Below are 19,836 nucleotides of genomic sequence, written 5' to 3'. Positions count from 1 at the left end.
ACGACCGCGTCCGGTGCGCGAGGGCTGCGAGGTTTCGCCCCCAGGTCACGTTTCGGCTACGGTCGGGTCCGTGCGTCGTGCGCCCCGCGCCGACGACGTCCCGCACCTCGCCCCCGGCGCTCGCCGGCGGGCGTCCTCCCGCAGAAGGGACCGCCCGCGTGCTCGCACCTGACGGAACCGGCCGGCGGCGCGTGCAGCGCCTCGCGGCCCAGGGCCTCGTCGTCGCGAGCCTCGTCGGGGTCACCGGCGCGTTCGCCACGCTCCACAAGGACGTCACGCTCGACGTGGACGGCGAGCTGCACCAGGTCTCCGCGTACGGGCGCACGGTCGCCGCGGTGCTCGACTACCAGGGCGTCGCGGTCGGCGAGCAGGACCTCGTCGAGCCCGCGCTCGCCGACCCGGCGCGCGACGGCGGCACGATCGTCGTGCGCACGAGCCACGACGTCACCGTCGAGATCGACGGCCAGGTGCAGACGATCCCGACGACGGCCCGCACCGTGGGCGAGCTGCTCACCTACCTCGGCCCGCGCGCCGAGGGCGCCGTGACCGAGGTGTCGCGCACGCAGGCCCTCGGGCGCGAGCCGATCCGGGTCTCCACGCTCAAGACGGTCCACGTCGCGGTCGACGGCGCGGTCATGCCCATCACGACGGCCGAGCCCACGGTGCGCGGGGTCCTCGCGACCGCGGGCATCGTGCTGGCCGAGGGTGACGGCACGTCCGCGCCGCTCGACGCCGCGGCGGTGGACGGGATGCTCGTGCTCGTGAGCCGCGCGGCGGCCACGGCGGACACGGTCACGGAGGTCCTGCCGTTCGAGACGGAGGAGCGCGAGGACCCGACGCTCCCGCAGGGGCACCGCGTCGTCGTGCAGTCCGGTCGCGTCGGCGAGGCGGTCACGACCTACTCGGTGCAGACGCTCGGCGGGGCCGAGGTGTCGCGCACGGTCCTTACGCGCACGGTCACGACGGAGCCGCGGAACGAGGTCATCAAGGTCGGGACGATGGACGTCTCGGTCTCGGTGGACCCGGGCTCGGCGCGCGCCGTCGGCCGCTCCCTCGCCGCGCAGCGCGGCTGGGGCGACGACCAGTTCGTGTGCCTCGACAAGCTCTGGACCAAGGAGAGCAACTGGCGCGTCGACGCGGACAACCCGAGCTCGAGCGCGTACGGGATCCCGCAGGCGCTCCCCGGCTCCAAGATGGCGAGCGCGGGCTCCGACTGGCGCACCAACCCGGCGACGCAGATCACGTGGGGCCTCGGGTACATCGAGGGCCGCTACGGCACGCCGTGCTCCGCGTGGTCCCACTCCGTCGCCAAGGGCTGGTACTGACCGCTCCGCAGTCGCGCCGCTACCGCCCGAGCATCTCGAGGTAGTGCGGGTTCTGCATGATCCCGAGGACGTTGCCGAACGGGTCCACGACCGAGGCGGTGACGAAGCCCTCGCCCTGCCCGCGCTCGACGACGCCCTCGTACTCCGTCGCGCCCAGGGCGAGGAGGCGGGCGAACGCGGCCCGCACGTCGTCGACGTGCCAGTTCACGATCGCGCCGCCCGGCGTGCCCGGCTGAGGGCGCGGCGACCACGACCGGGCGATGATGCCCAGCTCGTCCTGCCGGTCGCCGACGCGGAACTCCACGTACCCGCCCGGCACCACGTAGTAGGGCTCGGTCCCGAGCACCTCCGCGTACCACGCGCCCGCGGCCTCGAGGTCGTCGGCCCACAGGTTCAGCGTCGCCATCCCACGCAGCATCGTCGTCTCCTCCGTCGTCGGGCGGTGCCCGGTGCCGTCCTCCCGTCGCCCCCGGCGGGGCCGACACGTCGACCGTAGACCCCGCTGCGGAACGTGCGGTTCCGCATCGTGCGGCACGATGGGGACGTGCTCGACACCTCGGTCCGGCTCCTGCGCCTCCTGGCGCTCCTGCCGGCGCGCGCGTCCTGGTCCGGGCCCGAGCTCGCCGACCGCCTGGGCGTGACGACCCGCACGGTGCGCAACGACGTCGAGCGCCTGCGCCTGCTCGGCTACGAGGTGCGGTCGTCCCCGGGGGCGGCGGGCGGGTACCGGCTGGGCTCGGGCGCGGCGCTGCCGCCGCTCCTGCTGGACGACGAGGAGGCGACCGTCGTGGCGGTCGCGCTGCGCGCCGCGGCCGCCGGGTCGATCGCCGGGGTCGAGGAGGTCGCGGCGCGCGCGCTCGTCAAGCTCGACACGGTCCTGCCCGCCCGCCTGCGCGTCCGGGCGGACGCCCTGCGCGCCGCCGTCGCGAGCGCACCCGGCGGTGGTCCCGCCGTCGGGGCGCAGGTGCTGGCCGACGTCGCGGCGGCGGTCGCCGCGCGCACGGGGCTGCGCCTCGACTACCGCGCGCACGACGGCACGACGACGTCCCGCGCCGTCGAGCCCCACCGCCTCGTCCACGTGGGGCGCCGCTGGTACCTGCTCGCGTTCGACCTCGACCGGGACGACTGGCGCACCTTCCGCGTGGACCGGCTGACGCTGCGCACGCCCGGCGGCCCGCGGTTCGTCCCGCGCCCCGTGCCGGGCGGCGACGCCGTCGCGCACGTCGTGCGGGGCGTCGGCTCCGCCGCGTGGGCGCGGCCCGTGCGGGTGCGGCTGCACGCCCCGGCGGGCGTCGTGGCGGAGCGGCTCTCCCCGGTCGCGGGCGCCCTCGCCGACGACGGCCCCGACGCGTGCGTGCTCGAGACCGGGGGCACGTCGCTCGCCCAGGTCGCGGGGTTCCTGCTGAGCCTGGACGTGGACGTCACCGTGCTGGACCCGCCCGAGCTCGCGACGGTCCTGGCGCGGCTCGGGGCGCGCGGCGCGCGCGCCGGGCGCGCGCACGGGCACGAGCACGGGGAGGGGGAGGGCGCGTGAGGCGGCGTGCGGGACTCGTGGAGAGCGCACGACATTCACGCCGAAATCCGGACAGAACTCGCCAGCGTATCCCCCCAGGGGTTGGACTTCGATAACAGATCGGTTACGGTCGATCGTCGCTCGCGCGTGAACGGCGTGCTCCGACGGTCCACCCGGACCGGCGGGACGTGCCCGGACCGACGCGAGCGGTGCGCCGTCGACGGGCCCTGGGGAAGGGGTGCCGAGGGTGGCGCCGGCAGCCGGATCGGCCGCTCGAGACCCGTGGTCGCACGTGTGCGCCCGCCGCGGAGGACGTCAGTCCGCCGTGGGCCACGGGTGGTGCCACGCGCCGTCGAGCCTCCGTGCCCGGGACGCACGACGACTGGACCCGAGTGAAGAACCCCTTCCACCGGACCGCTGACGCGGCCGGCGCCCCCGAGGGCGCCGACATCACCCCCGACACCACCGAGACCCTCGCGGAGAGCCCCCAGAGCCCCGCGACCACCACCGCGCACCGTCGCCGCCGCTGGCCGCTCGTCGCCGGCGCGACCACCGTCGTGCTCCTCGCGACCGGTGCCGTCGCCTACGGCCAGGCGCGCAAGACCGTCGAGCTCGACGTCGACGGCCAGATCACCACCGTCACGACCTTCGCCGGCTCGGTCGAGGGCCTGCTCGCCGAGCAGGACGTCGCCGTGGGCGACCGCGACCTCGTCGTCCCGGACGTCGACTCCGCCCTGCGCGGCGGCGGCGACGTCGTCGTGCGCTACGGGCGCGAGGTGCCCGTGCAGGTCGACGGCTCCCAGTCCTCCGTGTGGCTCACGTCGCTCGACGCGGACGAGGCGCTCACGACCCTCGCCTCGCGCGGCAGCGACGTGCGCCTCGTGGCGTCGCGCTCCGGCGAGCGCGCCTCCCTCCCGATCCGCCTCGACGCGGACGGCCCCGTGAACGTCGTCGTCGACGGCGAGACCAAGGTCGCCCCCGACGGCAGCATCGGCATCGACGCGATCCTCGACCAGCAGGGCGTCCAGCTCGGCGAGCTCGACCGCGTCCACGTCGAGAAGACCGAGCAGGTCGAGGCGGCCCAGGCCGCCGCGGCCCCGGCCGAGGAGGCGGCCGCCGCCGACGCGGCCGCCACCGAGGAGCCGGCCGCCGTCGCGACGTCCGAGGACACCGAGGCCGCGGCGGACGCCGCGCCCGTCTCGCTCGTCGTGCAGCGCGTCAAGGTCGAGGAGGTGGCCACCGACGCGGCCGTCCCGTTCGAGACGGTCACCGAGGAGGACGCCGACCGCTTCAAGGACCTCGACCCGGTCGTCAAGCAGGAGGGCGCCGAGGGCGTCCACACGACCGTGCACCGCGTCACGACGGTCGACGGCGTGGAGGAGTCCCGCGAGCTCGTCTCCGAGGGCGTCACGACGCCGCCGGTGAACAAGATCCTCGTGCAGGGCACCAAGGAGCGCCCCAAGCCGGAGCCCAAGCCGGCGGCGCCGCAGCGCTCGTCGTCCTCGTCGTCGGGCGGCTCCTCGTCGGGCGGTTCCTCCGCCCCGGCGCCCGCCCCGGCCGCCGACCTCGGGTCGGCCCCGGCAGGGGTCTGGTCCGCGCTCGCGCAGTGCGAGTCCGGCGGCAACCCCGCGACGAACACCGGTAACGGCTACTACGGCCTCTACCAGTTCTCGCTCCCCACGTGGCGGGCGATGGGCGGCTCCGGCCTCCCGTCGGAGGCCTCGGCGGCCGAGCAGACGCAGCGTGCCCAGGCGCTCCAGGCCCGTTCGGGCTGGGGCCAGTGGCCCGCGTGCGCGCGCAAGCTCGGGCTCCTCTGAGCCTGCACGGCACGCACCCGGCCGCCTGAGGGCGGACCGGTGGACGACGACGAAGGGCGGGGCGCACGGCGTCCCGCCCTTCGTCGTCCCCGGCGAGGGGCGGTCGGCGCCGGGTCGGTAGGCTTGCGTCCCATGAGCGATACCCGAGGCGCCCTGCTGGGTCCGGCCGAGATCCGTGACCTGGCAGGGCGTCTCGGCGTCCGCCCCACCAAGACCCTCGGCCAGAACTTCGTGCACGACGGCGGCACCGTCCGCAAGATCGTGCGCGCGGCGGACGTCCGCCCGGGCGAGCGCGTCGTCGAGGTCGGGCCCGGGCTCGGCTCGCTGACCCTCGGGCTGCTCGAGGCGGGCGCGAGCGTCGTCGCGGTCGAGATCGACCCCGTCCTCGCGCGGCAGCTCCCGGACACGGTCGCGACGCACGTTCCCGACGTCGGCGACCGGCTCGAGGTCGTGGGCGCCGACGCGCTCGAGGTCACGTCGCTGCCCGGCGAGCCGCCCACCGCGCTCGTCGCGAACCTCCCGTACAACGTCGCGGTGCCCGTGCTGCTCACGTTCCTCGAGCGCTTCGACTCGCTCGAGCGCGTGCTCGTCATGGTGCAGGCGGAGGTCGCGGACCGGCTCGCCGCGCCCCCCGGGTCGCGCACGTACGGCGTGCCGTCGGTCAAGGCCGCCTGGTACGCCGACGCGCGGCGCGCGGGCACGATCGGGCGCTCCGTGTTCTGGCCCGTCCCCAACGTCGACTCGGCCCTCGTCGCGCTCGACCGCCGCGAGCCGCCCGCCACCGCCGCGACCCGCGAGCAGGTCTTCGCCGTCGTGGACGCCGCGTTCGCGCAGCGCCGCAAGATGCTGCGCTCGGCGCTGTCCGGCCTCGCCGGCTCGGCGAGCGTCGCGGCCGAGGTGCTGGAGGCCGCGGACGTCGACCCGCAGGCGCGCGGCGAGGTGCTCGACGTCGCGGCCTTCGCGCGCGTCGCCGAGCAGCTCGTCCGTCGCGTCGGACTCGCCGACCGTCCGGCGCGCGGCGCCGCCCCCGCCGCGGGGCGGCCCACCGGCCGACCTGGCACAGTGGACGCGTGACACCCCCGCGCCCGCCGAGCATCTCCCTCGCGCCGCCCCCGTCCGTCCGCGTGCGCGCGCCCGGCAAGGTCAACCTCTCGCTGCGCGTCGGGGCGGTGCAGGACGACGGCTACCACCCGCTCGTGACGATCTTCCAGGCCGTCGGGCTCAGCGAGGACGTCGTCGCGCACCAGGTGCCGCCCGGCTCCGGGGTCTCGCTCAGCGTCTCGGGCCTCCAGGCGGACGCCGTGCCGACCGACGAGACGAACCTCGCGTGGCGCGCCGCCGTCGCGCTCGCGGAGCACGTGGGGCTCGACCCGGACGTGCGGCTCGAGATCCACAAGGAGGTCCCCGTCGCGGGCGGCATGGCCGGCGGGTCGGCCGACGCCGCCGCCGCGCTCGTCGCGTGCGACGCGCTGTGGGACGCGGGCGTGCCGCGCGCCGAGCTCGTCCGCCTCGCCGCGGGGCTCGGGGCCGACGTCGCGTTCGGGCTCGTCGGGCACACCGCCGTCGGGACGGGGCGCGGCGACGTGCTCACCCCCGCGATGACGCGCGGGGAGTTCCACTGGGTGTTCGCGGTCCAGGCCGAGGGCCTGTCGACCGCGCAGGTCTACCGCACCTTCGACGAGACCGTGGGCGGGCCCGCCGAGCTGGACCTCGCGGAGGACACCGCGCTCATGCAGGCCCTGCGCGCGGGCGACGCCGTCGGGCTCGGGCAGGTGCTGCGCAACGACCTCCAGGGCCCGGCGCTCGCGCTGCGGCCCGAGCTCCAGCGGACGATCGACGTCGCGACGGAGGCCGGCGCGCTGGGTGCGATCGTGTCCGGCTCCGGCCCGACCGTCGCCGCGCTGGCCCGCAGCCGCCAGCACGCGCTCGCGATCGCGGCCTCGTGGACCGCGAACGACGCGTGCGACACCGTGTGGTGCACCACGGCCCCCGCGGCGGGCGCGCGCGTCGTCGCGCACTGACCCGGCCTGCTGGCGGAAGGCCCCGGTCCGGCGCCGTCCGAGCGGTACCCGCGGGCGGCTACCGGATGTGCTCGCGCAGCCAGGCGAGCTGACGGGCGAAGCGGTAGCCCTGGCCGCCCTCGTGCTCGTTGTAGCGGTAGACGTCGATCGCGCGCTCGGCGCCGGGCGCCGCCCCGGCGGCCGCGCCCCAGCCGTTGTACGCCGCGTAGACGGTGGACGGCGGGCAGACCTGGTCCATGAGCGCGACGGAGAACAGCGCCGGCGCGGTGGCGCGGCGGCCGAGCACCGCCCCGTCGAGGTAGGACAGGGTGCGGAACACGGTCTCCTCCGCGTCGCGGTGGACGGCGAGGTAGCGCGTGAGCTCGCGGTACGGGTCGCGGTCCGTGATCTCGACGGCGCGGCGGTAGTGGCACAGGAACGGGACGTCGGGGAGGGCCGCGACGAGCCCGTCGGCGAGGCCCGCGACGGCGATGGCGATGCCGCCGCCCTGGCTCACGCCGTGCACGGCGACGCGCTCGGGGTCGACGCCGGGCACCGAGCGCACGGCGTCGACCGCGCGCACGCCGTCGGTGAAGACGCGGCGGTAGTAGTGGTCGTGCGGGTCCTCGATGCCGCGCGTGAGGACGCCCGGGACGGCGGGCCCCGACCCGGCCGGGTCGGGCGTGCCGCCGCCGCTGCCCCACTGGCTGCCCTGCCCGCGCGTGTCGACGACGAGGTGCGCGTACCCGGCGTTCGCCCACGCGAGGTGCTCGTGGGGCAGCCCGCGACCGCCGCCGTACCCGAGGAACTCGACGACCGCGGGGAGCGGGGCGCCGTCGCCGGCCGCGGCGGCGCGGGCGGCCTCGGCGGGCCGCACGAGCCACGCCTTGACGGGCTGGCCGGCGAACCCGGGGAACGTCACGTCGTCGACGACGACCAGGTCGAGGCCGGTCTCCACGCGCTCCAGCCGCACCGTCCCGGCCGGGTCCCCGCCCGCCTCGCGCGACTCCGCGAGGGTCCGCGCCCAGAAGGCGTCGAGGTCGGCGGGCTCGTCGAGCACGGGGGCGTAGGTCTCGAGCTCGGCGAGGGGCAGGTCGAAGAGCGGCACGGGGCGATCCTCCGGTCAATACGTCTGATGTCCGACGTTCAGGTGCGGTCGGGACGACTCTAGCGTCGCGGCCCGGCGCACCGTGAGCACGCTAATAATGCGCATCATCCCTTTGACCTGCGCCGTGCCCGTCCGGCGACACTGCCACCAGCCCACGTCTCGACGTGGCGCCCGGCGGCGACGACGCCGCCGGCGAGGAACCGACGGAGGTCCCCCTGTGAGAACCCGAGCAGCAGCACCACGCCGCAGACCGCGCGCCGTGGCGACGGCGGTCGCCACCCTGACGGCGGTCCTCGCCGCCGGGGCGGTCGTCCCCGCGACGGCCCTCGCCGCGGGACCGCCGCCCGCGGCCACGGTCGCCACCTCGACCGGGGCAACCACCGGAGCGACGACCGACGGCCCGTCCGCGTCCGACCTGCCCGTGTTCGAGTACCGCGGGGTGGTCACCGACAAGGAGTCGATGCTCTACAACCCGACGGACGAGTTCATCTTCCCGAGCGTCTTCCACGCGGGCGCGCACCTCGACGACCCGCTGGGGGAGTGGTACCTCTACTACGCCCCGCACGACTCCCCGGGCGGCATCTCGGTCATGTACGCCGACTCGCTCGAGGGCCCGTGGACGGAGTACACGCACAACCCGATCGTCGCGGACGAGTGGCTGCCGTTCTACGAGCGCGTCTCGCACGTCTCGTCGCCCGACGTCCTGTGGGACGACGCGACGGACCAGGTGCTCCTGTACTTCCACGGCGAGAACTCCACGACGCGCTGGGCGACGTCGCCCGACGGGCTCGCGTTCGACGACTCCGGGGTCGCCGTGACGAACGCCGACAGCGGCGCGGGCACCACGGAGACGTCGTACGCGCGCGTCGTCGAGCACCCGGACCCGTCGTCCGGCTACCGGTTCGCCATGACGTACATGCAGAACCGGACCGACAACATCCGGCGGATCAAGCTGGCCGAGTCGGTCGACGGCAAGACCTGGGTCGTGCGGCCGGACCCGCTCGTCGTGCCCGACGCCGCGACCGGCACCAACGTGTCCGGCGGCAACCTGTGGGAGTGGGAGGGTCAGCTCTACGTGATCTACCACGGCTCCACGGGCATCACGTTCGCCCGCACGCTCGACCCGACGATGACGCAGGTCGGCCCGCGGTGGGAGCTGCACCGCGCGAGCGGCGTGGGCGACGACACGGGCCGGGTCGCGGCTCCCGAGATCGTCACCGACGGCGACGAGACGTACCTCTTCTACGAGTCCGGCGACCGCCTGGGCGCGACGATCGCGTGGGCGCAGCGCGACCCCGACGCCGTGCGGCCCCCCGAGCCGGGCCAGGACCCCGACCCGCTGCGCGAGCGGTGCAGCGGCGCGGCGTCCGACGAGTTCGACGGCACGACGCTCGACCCGGCGCGCTGGACCGTGGTCCGGCCGGGGACGGCCCGGCACGAGCTCGTGGACGGCGCGCTGCGCGTCCCGGCGTACCCGACCGGCGTCGCGGGCGCCGCGCTGCCGCTCCAGGCCGTGCCCGCCGGGCCGTGGGAGGTCACGACGGCCGTCTCCGTGTCCCCGACGGAGCGGTTCCAGCAGGGCGGTCTCCTGCTGTACCGCGACGACGCGAACTACGCGAAGCTCGACCTGGTGCACGGGTCGCTCGGCCCGCGGGTCGAGTTCATCTGGCGCCAGAACGGTACGGACCGCAACACCGGCTTCGACTCGGTCGTCCCGCCTGCGGGCCTCGGCGACACCTTCTGGCTGCGCCTGACGAGCGACGGGACCGCCGTGCAGGCGTCGGTGTCGGTCGACGGCGTCGAGTTCGCGCCGTGGGGCCGCACGGTCGACGTGGCGGCGCTCCGGGCGACCGGCGTCGGTCCGTTCGCGATGCGCGGCTCGGCGACGCCGCCGGAGATCGTCGCGTCCTTCGACTGGTTCCGCTGGACGCCGACCGCCCAGGAGGCGGCGGCGTGCGACGACGACGAGCCCGCCGTCGAGGTCGAGGCCGTCACGCGGTGCCTCGCGGGCCGCGCGTACGTGGCCGTGACGGCGCGCCCCGCGAGCGACGACGCGGTGGCGGTCCGGCTCGCGACGCCGTTCGGCGAGCGCACCGTGGCCGACGTCGCGCCCGGGCGCAGCGCGTACCAGTCGTTCGCGACGCGGGCCACGACGGTCGCGGCGGGCGAGGCGACGGTCGAGGTCGTCGGGACGGACGGCGTCGGGCGGGGGACGACGACCGCGCCGTACGGCGCGCTGACCTGCGGGTAGCGCGCCGCGCGAGCAGGGGGGCGACGGGCCCGGGGACGCACCACGGTGCGGCCCCGGGCCCGTCGTGCGTCCCGCGCCGCACGCCCGGCCACGGCGACGACCGGGGCATTATGCGGATCACCCGGCGCCCGCCCACCCGCGGAGCCGCGCGGGTCCCGGCGTAATAATGCGTATTACCTCGTTGACCGGCCGGGCCCGGCCTGGCGAGACTCCTTCCACGTCATCGACGACGTGATCGAGGAGGATCCATGCCGAGGCACCGCATCACCCAGGCCGACGTCGCCGCCATGGCGGGCGTCAGCCAGGCGACGGTCTCGTTCGTGCTGAACGACTCCACGCCCGCGGGGGTGCGGATCAGCGAGGAGACGCGCCAGCGCGTGCTCGACGCGATCCGGATCACGGGCTACTCGGCGAACCCCGTCGCGCAGCGTCTCGCGGGCGGGCGCAACCAGATCCTCGGCGTCTTCACCTACGAGGCGACGTTCCCGCGCTCCGGTCGCGACTTCTACGGGCCGTTCCTCGTCGGGATCGAGCACGCGGCCGAGAAGCTCGGCATCGACATCCTGCTGTTCACGAGCGCACGCGTCGTCGACGGGCGCCGCCGCCTCACGCGCGACGGCTGGCAGCGCCTCGGGATCGCCGACGGCTGCCTGCTGCTCGGCCAGCACGAGGACCGCGGCGAGCTCCAGCACCTGCTGGACACGAACTACCCCTTCGTCTTCATCGGCAAGCGCGGCAGCGACGGCGGACGCCTGCCCTACGTCGGCGCCGACTACGTCGCGGCCACCGCGCGCCAGGTCGAGCGGCTCGTCGAGCTCGGCCACGAGCGCATCGGGTACGTCGGTCCGCGCGGCACCGACCAGCCCACGCTCGACCGCGTCGACGCCTACCGCGCGACGATGAAGGCGCACGGCCTGACCGTCCGGTTCGTCGAGCTGGACGACGTCCCTGCGACGGCGGCCGAGATCGTCGACCAGCGGCTCACCGCCGTCGTCGTGGCGCCCGAGAACTCCCCGGAGGAGCTCGTCGACGAGCTCGAGGACCGGGGCGTGCGCGTGCCGGCGGACGTCTCCGTGCTCCTGCTCGGCCAGCCGCACCACGGGCGCCCGGGCGGGCGCCGCTGGTCGGGCTTCTCCATCCCGCGCGAGGAGATGGGCGCGCGCGCCCTCGTGCTGCTGTCCCGCCTCGTCGCGGCCGAGTCCGGCTCGGGGCGCTCGGACCGCCGCGCGTCGCGCGCCGTCGCCGTCCCGGAGGACGAGCTCCACCAGCTCCTCGAGTGCGTGGACGCCGACGGCGAGACCGTCGCCGCGCCGTCGGGCGTCGCGGCACCCGCCTGACCGACCTCAGACCGCACCACCGAGCACCAGAGAAACGGAAACCCCAGCGTGACCCATGCAGACCTCCAGGCAGACGTCCTCGTCGTCGGCGGCGGGCTCGGCGGCGTGGCCGCCGCGCTCGCGGCGGCGGAGCGCGGCGCCCGCGTCGTCCTCACCGAGGAGCACCCGTGGATCGGCGGCCAGCTCACGTCCCAGGCGGTACCGCCGGACGAGAGCCCGTGGGTCGAGCGGTTCGGCGTGACCGCGCGCTACCGCGCGCTGCGCGACGGCATCCGCGACGTCTACCGCCGCTCCTACCCGCTCACGGACGCCGCGCGCACGTGGGACGCCCTCAACCCCGGCGCGGGCTGGGTCTCCAAGCTGTGCCACGAGCCGCGCGTCGCGGTGGGCGTGCTCGAGGAGATGCTCGCCCCGTGGCGGTCCGCGGGCCGCATCCGCCTGCTCGAGCGCGTGCGCCCGACGGCGGCCACCACCGACGGCGACCGCGTCACCTCCGTGACGCTCACCCCGGTCACCGCCGACGCCGCGGGCGCGGCCGTGACGGTGCACGCGGCGTTCGTCGTCGACGCGACCGAGACGGGCGAGCTCCTGCCGCTGACGGGCACCGAGTACGTCACCGGGTTCGAGTCGAACCGCGAGACCGGGGAGCCGAGCGCGCCGGACGAGGCGCAGCCCGACAACGTGCAGGCCCTCAGCGTGTGCTTCGCCGTCGAGCACGTGGACGGCGACCACACGATCGACCGCCCCGAGCGCTACGAATTCTGGAGCACGTACACCCCCGGCCCGTGGAACGGGCGCCGGATGCTGTCGTGGGAGGCGCCCAACCCGCGCACGCTCGCGATGGACGTGCGGTCGTTCACCCCGAACCCGGGCGACGACCCGCGCGCCGTCGACGCCGACCAGTCGAAGAACCCCGGCGACGGGAACCTCTGGACGTTCCGGCGTATCGCGGCCCGCGACCTCTTCGCGCCGGGCCACTACGCGAGCGACCTGTGCCTCGTGAACTGGCCGAGCATCGACTACTTCCTCGAGCCCGTGCTCGACGTGCCGCGCGACGTGGAGGAGGCCCGGATCGCCGACGCCCGGCAGCTCAGCCTCTCGATGCTCTACTGGATGCAGACCGAGGCGCCGCGCGCCGACGGCGGGACCGGCTTCCCGGGCCTGCGCCTGCGGCCCGACGTCATGGGCTCGGCCGACGGCCTCGCCCAGGCGGCCTACCACCGCGAGTCCCGCCGCCTGCGCGCCGTGACGACGGTGACGGAGAACGATGTCTCGTACGCCGTGCGCGGCGACCGCGGCGCGACGCGCTACGACGACTCGGTCGGCGTCGGCATGTACCGGATCGACCTGCACCCCTCGACGGGCGGCGACACGTACATCGACGTCGCGTCGACGCCGTTCGAGATCCCGCTCGGCGCGCTGCTGCCGCAGCGCGTGACCAACCTGCTCGCCGCCAACAAGAACATCGGCACGACGCACATCACGAACGGGTGCTACCGCCTGCACCCCGTCGAGTGGAACGTCGGCGAGGCCGCCGGCCACCTCGCGGCCCACTGCCTCGCGACCGGGCGCACGCCGCACGCCGTCCAGTCGAAGGCCGACCTCCTCGCCGACTACCAGGACGAGCTCGTCCGGGCGGGCGTCGAGCTGCGCTGGCCCGCCGAGGCCCACCCCTACTGACCCGGGCTCCCCGCGCCCGGCACCCCCGCCCACCCTCAGTCCGAAGGAGAACTGATGCACCCCCTCACCCCACGGTCGGCCCCTCGCCCCGCCCCGCGCCGACGCCGCCTCGTCGGCGCACCCCTGGCCGCCGGCGGCGTCGCGCTCGCCCTCGTCCTCACCGCGTGCTCCGGCGGCGGCGACGACGTCGCGGGCGAGCCGAGCACCCCGAGCGAGCCGGTCGAGCTGCGCATGACGGTCTGGACGGCCGACGAGACGCAGCTCTCGCAGTTCCAGGAGATCGCCGACGCGTACGTCGCGGAGAACCCCGACCTCGTGTCCGGCGTGACGTTCGAGACCATCCCGTTCGAGGACTACACGACGTCCCTCACGACGCAGCTCGCGGGCGGCAACGCGCCGGACCTCGCGTGGATCCTCGAGAGCTACGCGCCCGAGTTCGTGGCGAGCGGCGCGCTCGTCGACGTCGGCCCGAAGCTGCAGGAGACCGAGGGGTACGCGTACGACGACCTGCTCGACTCGTCGCTCGCGCTGTGGGAGAAGGACGGCGGCCTCTACGCCTACCCGTTCTCCAACTCGCCGTTCGCGCTGTTCGTCAACACCGACCAGGTCGCCGCGGCGGGCCAGCCGAACCCGGCCGACCTCGTCGCGTCGGGCGACTGGACCTACGACCAGGTCCGCGAGATCGCGGCGGCGGCCGCCGCGACGTCGGGCAAGCAGGGCCTCGTGGTGCGCGACTTCGACTACAAGGTCTGGGAGAACCTGTCGACGATCTGGGACGGCTGGGACGCGGCGCCGTGGAGCGAGGACGGCACGCAGTGCACGTTCACCGACCCCGAGATGGTCGACGCGCTCACGTGGGTCCACGACGCGACGTTCGTCGACAAGGCGCTGCCCGGTCCCGGCACGACGGCCGACTTCTTCGCGGGCGACTCCGCCATGACGATCACGCAGATCAGCCGCGCGTCGTCGCTCGACGACTCGTTCGGGTGGGACGTCGTGCCGCTCCCGGCGGGCCCGGCGGGCCAGCAGAACGTCATCGGCCAGGCCGGCATCGGTGTCTTCGCGGCCGGGGAGCACCCCGACGTCGCGGCCGACTTCCTCGCGTGGTTCACCAACCCGGAGAACGCCGAGACGCTCGCCGCGTACTTCCCGCCGCCGCGCGAGTCGCTGCTCACCGCCGAGACGCTCGGGGCCGCCAACCCGAAGCTCAGCGAGGAGCAGCTCCAGGCGGTCGTCGTCGACGGCATCCAGGGTGCCGTGACGAAGCCGTCGCACCAGAACTTCGCCAAGCTGCAGGACACGGTGCGCGCCCAGCTCGACGCGCTGTGGACCGCCGACGCGGACGTCGAGGGCGTCCTCGCCGACACGTGCGCGGCGATCCAGCCCCTGCTCGGGGACTGAGCGTGGCGTCCTCCGCACTCGCACGACGGGACGCGGCCGTGGGCTACACCATGGTCGCGCCCGCCGTGCTCGGCGCGCTCGCGTTCGTCGTCGCGCCGCTGGTCGCCGTCGTCTGGTACTCGCTGCACGAGTGGAACGTCCTCGCGAACACGTTCACGTTCGCGGGCGGGGACAACTACGAGCGGATGCTCGCCGACCCCGGGCTGCGCGACTCGCTCCTCGCGAGCCTGTGGTTCTCCGTCGGGCTCGTCGTGCTCAACATCTCCCTCGCGCTCGTCCTCGCGGTGCTGCTCAACCAGCGGCTCCCCGGCACGACGACGTTCCGCACGTTCTTCTTCTCGCCCGTCGTCGTGTCCCTCGTGGCGTGGACGATCGTGTGGAGCTTCCTGCTCCAGGCGGACGGCGGCATCAACGGGTTCCTGTCGCTGCTCGGCGTCGACGGCCCGAACTGGCTGCGCGGCGAGACGACGGCGATGCTCTCGGTGATCGTCGTGCAGGTCTTCAAGAACGTGGGCCTCAACATGATCCTGTTCCTCGCGGCCCTGCAGGGGGTGCCCGAGGAGATCCAGGAGGCCGCGCGCATCGACGGCGCGGGCGCGTGGCGCCGGTTCCGGTCGATCACGCTCCCGCTCATCAGCCCGACCGTCCTGCTGGTCTCGATCCTCACGATCGTCGGCTCGCTCGAGGTGTTCGCGCAGATCGCCGTGCTCACGGGCGGGGGGCCGGGGAACTCGACCACCGTGCTCGTCTACTACCTGTACCAGCAGGCGTTCCGGTTCAACGACTTCGGCTACGCGAGCGCGATCTCCGTCCTGCTGTTCGTCATCGTCCTCGTCCTGACACTCGTGCAGTGGCAGACGCGCAAGAGGTGGGTCTTCCATGAAGTCTGACGTGATGCCCGGCCCGGCCACGCTCCCGGGCGCGGACGACGGCCCGGCCCGGCCCGCGGCGTCGGGCACGGGCGGCGCCGACGGCGCGGCGACCCGCGGCGGACGGCCCGCGCGCCGCACGGGGAGCGCGCGCACGCGCCGCCGCTGGGGGCGCGCGGCGCTCGTGGCGCTCCTCGTGGTGCTCAGCGTGCCGTTCGTCTTCCCGACGTGGTGGATGGCGACGTCGAGCCTCAAGCCGATGAGCGAGATCCTGCGGGCCGTGCCGACGCTCTGGCCCCAGGACCCGTCGTTCGCGGCCTACGGCGAGGTGTTCCGGCTGCAGCCGTTCGCGCAGCAGTACTGGAACAGCCTCTACATCGCCGTGGTCGTGACGGTCGGGACGATCCTCGTGGCCTCGATGGCCGGGTACGCGTTCGCGCGCATCCGGTTCCCCGGGGCGAACGCGCTGTTCCTGCTCGTGCTCGTCGGGCTGCTCGTGCCGTCGGAGGTGACGATCGTCCCGCTGTTCCGGATGGTCAACTCGCTCGGGCTCATCGACACGCACTGGCCGCTCGTGGTCATCCCGATCCTCGGGGCGCCGAGCGTCCTCGCGACGTTCATCATGCGCCAGTTCTTCCTCGGGCTCCCCGGCGAGCTCGAGGAGGCGGGGCGCATGGACGGCCTCGGGCGGTGGGGGATCTTCTGGCGGATCGCGTTCCCGCTGTCGCGCTCGGCGATCTCGGCCGTCGCGATCTTCACGTTCCTCAAGTCGTGGAACCTGTACCTCGAGCCGATCGTGTACCTGTCCAGCAAGGACCGGTTCACGCTCCCGCAGGCGCTCACGCAGTACGTCGACGCCTACGGCGGCCCGATGTGGAACGTCCAGCTCGCCGCGACGACGCTCACGGTGCTGCCGGTCCTCGCGGTGTTCCTCGTCGCGCAGAAGCAGTTCGTCCAGGGCCTGGCGCACACGGGACTGAAGTAGGAGAGGCCGCCGATCAGCCCTGCTCGGGGTACTCGGTGCGGGTGCGCGACCCTCCGACCGAGACGCTCCCGCCGCCGACCACGGGCAGCGGCGTCCCGGCGGAGAACCCGGCACCCTGCTCCTTCACGACCGTCCCGCCGGGGGGCGTCGTGATGAGCGAGCTCGGCGGGTTGGGCACGACGTTGCCGCTCGCGTCGTACGTGATCGCGTACACGCCGGGCCCGCCGAGGTCCGTGCTGCCCGGGACGATCCCCGTGCCCTCGATGCCTGCGCCGGCGTCGCCGCGGACGTAGACCGTCGTGGTGCCCGTGTTGTTGTCCACTCGGGTGCCGACCAGGCCCTCGACCTCGACCTCGGCCCTGCCTCCGGCGAGCGGGACGACCGCACCCCCGGCGGACCCGGTCGCGTAGGCGCCCGCCTCGACGATCGTGGCGTCGGGCCTCGGCGGCACGTACGACCCGAGCTCCGGCCCCATGTAGTGCATCGTCTGGCGCTGCTGGTAAGCGAGGAAGGCGTCGACCTCCTCCTGGCTCGCGAAGGTGTACTCGCTCCCGACGTTCAGCACCGCCCCGCCCGAGGCGCCCGCCTGCGCGCCGAGGTTGACGCCGTGCTCGTTCACGTGCCCCTCGACGTAGGGGGTCGGGGTGCCCTCTCCGACCCCCAGGCTGCCCCCGGCGAGCTGGGTGACCCGGAACGTCCCGTCGGAGAGCTCGTCGATGCGGTACTCGAACCCGGCGCTCCCTTCCCCCGGGCCGGCCCCGATGCCCTGCTCGTACGTCACGTGCTCCGTCGCGACGATCGTCGGCGGCTCCTGCTGCTCGGTCATCGGCGGCAGGTCGGGCAGGGTGCGATCGCCCGGCAGACCAGGGATCCCGCCGCCACCGCCGCCGCCGCCAGCACCGCCGCCACTGCTCCCGCCGCCGTCGACGGCGCTCGCGCTGTCCTGTTGCTCGGCCTGCACGCGGAGCTTCTGCGCGCCGTCGTCGAGCAGGGTCGACGCCGCTCGCAGCGCCGCCTCCATCTCGCCGTGCCACCGTGCCCGCAGCGCCTCGGCGTCCGGACCTGCCCACGGGGTCGACGTGACGGCGGCGCGCAGCGCCGAGGTCGTCGCCTCGAGCTTCGCGGACTCGCCCTGGAACGTGTCGGCGAGCCCGCGCAGCGCGGCGACGTCGGCACCGTAGAAGGACATGGTGAACCTCTGCTGGCAGGGGGACGGTTGTCACGGTCACCCTTCGTCATGGCGCGGCCCGGCGCAAGGGGGAGGAGTCCCCATCGGGCCGAGACGCGCGGTCGGGCTGAGCGCCCGGCGCCCTGCACGAGGACGCCGCCGAGGTCGCTACGCTCGACGGTGTGGCTCATCTCCTCGGCGCCGACGGCATCTCGCTGACCGTCGGCACCCGCACCCTGCTCGACGACGTCTCGCTCGGCCTGGACGACGGCGACCGCGTCGGCATCGTCGGCCCCAACGGGGCCGGCAAGACCACGCTCCTGCGCCTCCTCGCGGGCACGCAGCAGCCCGACGGCGGCCGCGTCACCCGCGTGGGCGGCCTGCGGGTGGGCCTGCTCGACCAGCGCGACGACGTCGGCACCGGCGCGACGATCCGCGACCTCGTGCACGGCGACGCCGCGACCCACGCCTGGGCGTCGGACGCGAGCATCCGCACCGTCCACGCGGGGCTGCTGGGCGACCTCGACCTCGACGCCCCGGCGGACACGCTGTCCGGCGGGCAGCGGCGGCGCGTCGCGCTCGCCGCCCTCCTCGTCGCCGACCACGACGTGCTGTTCCTCGACGAGCCCACGAACCACCTCGACGTCGAGGGCGTCGCGTGGCTCGCCGCGCACCTCGGCGACCGCTTCGCCCGCCCGGGCGCGAAGGGCGCCCTCGTGGTCGTCACGCACGACCGCTGGTTCCTCGACGCCGTGTGCTCGCGCATGTGGGAGGTGCGGGGCGACGGCTCGGGCCAGGTCGAGGGCTACGAGGGCGGGTACGCGGCGTACGTGCTCGCGCGCGCAGAGCGCCAGCGCACCGCGGCCGTCGCGGCGGAGAAGCGCGACAACCTGCTGCGCAAGGAGCTCGCGTGGCTCCGGCGCGGCGCGCCCGCGCGCACGTCCAAGCCCAAGTTCCGGCTCGACGCCGCCGCCGCGCTCATCGCCGACGTCCCGCCGCCGCGCGACACGCTCGAGCTCACGCGCACCGCGACGAAGCGGCTCGGCAAGGACGTGCTCGACCTCGAGGACGTGACGGTCGCGGTGCCGCGCCAGGACGGTCAGGGCGAGCGCGTGCTGCTCGACGACGTCACGTGGCGCCTGGGGCCCGGCGACCGGTACGGGGTCGTCGGGGTCAACGGCGCCGGGAAGACGACGCTCCTCGCGCTCCTCGCCGGGCGGCGCGAGCCCGACTCCGGGCGGGTCAAGCGCGGCAAGACCGTCCACGTCGCGGAGCTGTCGCAGGACGTCGGCGAGCTCGACGACATCGCCGGCGCGCGCGTGATCCAGGTGATCGAGGACGAGAAGCGCTCGGTCGTCGTCGACGGCAAGGAGCTCTCGGCGTCCCAGCTCGTCGAGCGGCTCGGCTTCACGCGCGAGCGGTCGCAGACGCTCGTGCGCGACCTCTCGGGCGGCGAGCGGCGCCGCCTCCAGCTCCTGCGCCTGCTCGTCGCCGAGCCCAACGTGCTCCTGCTCGACGAGCCGACGAACGACCTCGACACCGACACGCTCGCCGCGCTCGAGGACCTGCTCGACGGCTGGCCCGGGACCCTGATCGTCGTCTCGCACGACCGCTACCTGCTGGAGCGCGTCGCGGACCGCCAGGTCGCGCTGCTCGGCGACGGCCAGGTGCGCGACCTGCCGGGCGGCGTCGAGCAGTACCTCGAGCTGCGGCGCGCGGCGCTCGCGGGCGCGGGCGCGGCGTCGACCGGGTTCGCGCCCACGGGCGGCGCCGACGCGACACCGGACGCGGGGCCGGCCGTGGCAGCCCCGGGCCCGAGCGCGGCCGAGGTGCGGGCGGCGAAGAAGGAGATCAACCGCATCGAGCGGCGCCTGAGCAAGATCGCGGAGGCCGAGGTCCGGCTGCACGAGAAGATCGCGGCGAACGCGACCGACTTCGCGGCGGTCGCGGAGCTCGACGCCGAGCTGCGCACCCTCGCGGCGGAGAAGGACGAGCTCGAGGCGGCGTGGCTCGAGGCGGCCGAGGTCGCCGGGTGACGGCCGACCGGATGCGCGTCGCGGTGTCCGCGCGGGGCGTCGAGGTCGACGACGGGCAGGGCGGCGTCCTCGCGCCGTGGGCGGACGTGCGCCGCGTCACCGCGTTCGCGCTCGGCGCCCCGGGCGGCACCGCGCTCTACGTGTCGTTCGACCTCGTGAACGGGCACAGCGTCGAGGTGGACGACGCCGCCCCGGAGTGGGACGACGTGCTCGCCGCCCTGCCCGGGCGGGTCGAGCTCGCGGTCGACGACCCGCTCGTCGCGCTCGGCGCGCTCGCGCCGGGCGAGCGGCTCGTCCTCGCGGGGCCCGTGCGGACCCGCTGACCCCGCGGGGACCCGGGTCCGGA

At 75.0% G+C, this 19,836-nt stretch carries 16 protein-coding genes; 13 read left to right on the top strand and 3 right to left on the bottom strand.

The annotated features are described in order from the left end of the window. The first annotated feature begins 158 nt into the window (after positions 1-158). Entirely contained in the window at positions 159-1,325 is a 1,167-nt protein-coding gene (locus tag RSE42_RS14830) for a ubiquitin-like domain-containing protein (RefSeq protein WP_031316670.1), read from the top strand. A 19-nt stretch (positions 1,326-1,344) separates the two neighbouring features. Here RSE42_RS14830 and RSE42_RS14825 read toward each other — a convergent pair whose 3' ends face one another. Further along, positions 1,345-1,731: a VOC family protein gene (locus tag RSE42_RS14825; protein WP_251176950.1), complete on the bottom strand. Its 387-nt coding sequence runs from the start codon at positions 1,729-1,731 to the stop codon at positions 1,345-1,347. A gap of 138 nt (positions 1,732-1,869) precedes the next feature. On the opposite strand from RSE42_RS14825, the gene RSE42_RS14820 reads away from it, so the two are divergent. The 4 genes from RSE42_RS14820 (at position 1,870) to RSE42_RS14805 (ending at position 6,676) form a co-directional block, all read left to right on the top strand. Further along, positions 1,870-2,859, top strand: a complete 990-nt coding sequence (locus tag RSE42_RS14820; RefSeq protein WP_171468285.1) for a helix-turn-helix transcriptional regulator — start codon at positions 1,870-1,872, stop codon at positions 2,857-2,859. 341 nt (positions 2,860-3,200) lie between these two features. Further along, on the top strand, positions 3,201-4,655 hold the full coding sequence (locus tag RSE42_RS14815) for a resuscitation-promoting factor (RefSeq protein WP_276345094.1): 1,455 nt from the start codon (positions 3,201-3,203) through the stop codon (positions 4,653-4,655). A gap of 132 nt (positions 4,656-4,787) precedes the next feature. Further along, positions 4,788-5,729 carry a 16S rRNA (adenine(1518)-N(6)/adenine(1519)-N(6))-dimethyltransferase RsmA gene (gene rsmA, locus RSE42_RS14810; RefSeq protein WP_085387433.1) on the top strand — a complete coding sequence of 314 codons (942 nt, stop codon included), beginning with the start codon at positions 4,788-4,790 and terminating at the stop codon, positions 5,727-5,729. Continuing rightward, a complete protein-coding gene (locus tag RSE42_RS14805) occupies positions 5,726-6,676 on the top strand; it encodes a 4-(cytidine 5'-diphospho)-2-C-methyl-D-erythritol kinase (RefSeq protein WP_081600140.1) in 951 nt (316 codons plus the stop codon). Before rsmA ends, RSE42_RS14805 begins: the two co-directional genes overlap by 4 nt. A 58-nt stretch (positions 6,677-6,734) precedes the next feature. Here the strand turns inward: RSE42_RS14805 and RSE42_RS14800 are convergent, their stop codons facing one another. Beyond that, complete coding sequence (locus RSE42_RS14800) at positions 6,735-7,763, bottom strand: acetylxylan esterase (protein ID WP_034650651.1); 1,029 nt, start codon at positions 7,761-7,763, stop codon at positions 6,735-6,737. 259 nt (positions 7,764-8,022) lie between these two features. Between RSE42_RS14800 and RSE42_RS14795 the strand changes: the two genes are divergently transcribed. From RSE42_RS14795 to RSE42_RS14770, 6 genes are all read left to right on the top strand, one after another. Further along, positions 8,023-10,014: a DUF1349 domain-containing protein gene (locus tag RSE42_RS14795; RefSeq protein WP_415296850.1), complete on the top strand. Its 1,992-nt coding sequence runs from the start codon at positions 8,023-8,025 to the stop codon at positions 10,012-10,014. Positions 10,015-10,262: 248 nt separating this feature from the next. Next, entirely contained in the window at positions 10,263-11,351 is a 1,089-nt protein-coding gene (locus RSE42_RS14790; RefSeq protein WP_415296849.1) for a LacI family DNA-binding transcriptional regulator, read from the top strand. Between the two features lie 48 nt (positions 11,352-11,399). After that, positions 11,400-13,031, top strand: coding sequence for an FAD-dependent oxidoreductase (locus RSE42_RS14785; protein WP_415296847.1), 1,632 nt, complete (start codon positions 11,400-11,402; stop codon positions 13,029-13,031). A gap of 54 nt (positions 13,032-13,085) precedes the next feature. Next, entirely contained in the window at positions 13,086-14,432 is a 1,347-nt protein-coding gene (locus RSE42_RS14780) for an ABC transporter substrate-binding protein (protein ID WP_415296846.1), read from the top strand. 2 nt (positions 14,433-14,434) lie between these two features. Further along, a complete protein-coding gene (locus RSE42_RS14775) occupies positions 14,435-15,322 on the top strand; it encodes a carbohydrate ABC transporter permease (protein WP_228485059.1) in 888 nt (295 codons plus the stop codon). Next, on the top strand, positions 15,312-16,286 hold the full coding sequence (locus tag RSE42_RS14770) for a carbohydrate ABC transporter permease (RefSeq protein WP_232322724.1): 975 nt from the start codon (positions 15,312-15,314) through the stop codon (positions 16,284-16,286). The genes RSE42_RS14775 and RSE42_RS14770 overlap by 11 nt, the downstream gene beginning before the upstream one ends. 13 nt (positions 16,287-16,299) lie before the next feature. Here the strand turns inward: RSE42_RS14770 and RSE42_RS14765 are convergent, their stop codons facing one another. Further along, a complete protein-coding gene (locus RSE42_RS14765) occupies positions 16,300-17,475 on the bottom strand; it encodes a WXG100 family type VII secretion target (protein WP_034654669.1) in 1,176 nt (391 codons plus the stop codon). 161 nt (positions 17,476-17,636) lie between these two features. On the opposite strand from RSE42_RS14765, the gene RSE42_RS14760 reads away from it, so the two are divergent. Beyond that, positions 17,637-19,490: an ABC-F family ATP-binding cassette domain-containing protein gene (locus tag RSE42_RS14760; RefSeq protein ID WP_415296843.1), complete on the top strand. Its 1,854-nt coding sequence runs from the start codon at positions 17,637-17,639 to the stop codon at positions 19,488-19,490. Continuing rightward, complete coding sequence (locus RSE42_RS14755; protein WP_415296842.1) at positions 19,487-19,813, top strand: hypothetical protein; 327 nt, start codon at positions 19,487-19,489, stop codon at positions 19,811-19,813. The genes RSE42_RS14760 and RSE42_RS14755 overlap by 4 nt, the downstream gene beginning before the upstream one ends. Positions 19,814-19,836 lie beyond the last annotated feature (23 nt).

It is taken from the genome of Cellulosimicrobium sp. SJTW-1, assembly GCF_047716875.1.
GTDB classification, from domain to species: domain Bacteria; phylum Actinomycetota; class Actinomycetes; order Actinomycetales; family Cellulomonadaceae; genus Cellulosimicrobium; species Cellulosimicrobium funkei.
The sequence above is the reverse complement of the archived record's forward strand: the minus strand, read 5'-3'. Positions and strand labels throughout refer to the sequence as shown.

Bases quoted from the DNA above. Each gene is read 5' to 3' on its own strand.
- RSE42_RS14825 (WP_251176950.1), bottom strand. From the start codon at position 1,731: ATGGCGACGCTGAACCTGTGGGCCGACGACCTCGAGGCCGCGGGCGCG.
- rsmA (WP_085387433.1), top strand. From the start codon at position 4,788: ATGAGCGATACCCGAGGCGCCCTGCTGGGTCCGGCCGAGATCCGTGAC.
- RSE42_RS14790 (WP_415296849.1), top strand. From the start codon at position 10,263: ATGCCGAGGCACCGCATCACCCAGGCCGACGTCGCCGCCATGGCGGGC.
- RSE42_RS14780 (WP_415296846.1), top strand. From the start codon at position 13,086: ATGCACCCCCTCACCCCACGGTCGGCCCCTCGCCCCGCCCCGCGCCGA.
- RSE42_RS14770 (WP_232322724.1), top strand. From the start codon at position 15,312: ATGAAGTCTGACGTGATGCCCGGCCCGGCCACGCTCCCGGGCGCGGAC.
- RSE42_RS14765 (WP_034654669.1), bottom strand. From the start codon at position 17,475: ATGTCCTTCTACGGTGCCGACGTCGCCGCGCTGCGCGGGCTCGCCGAC.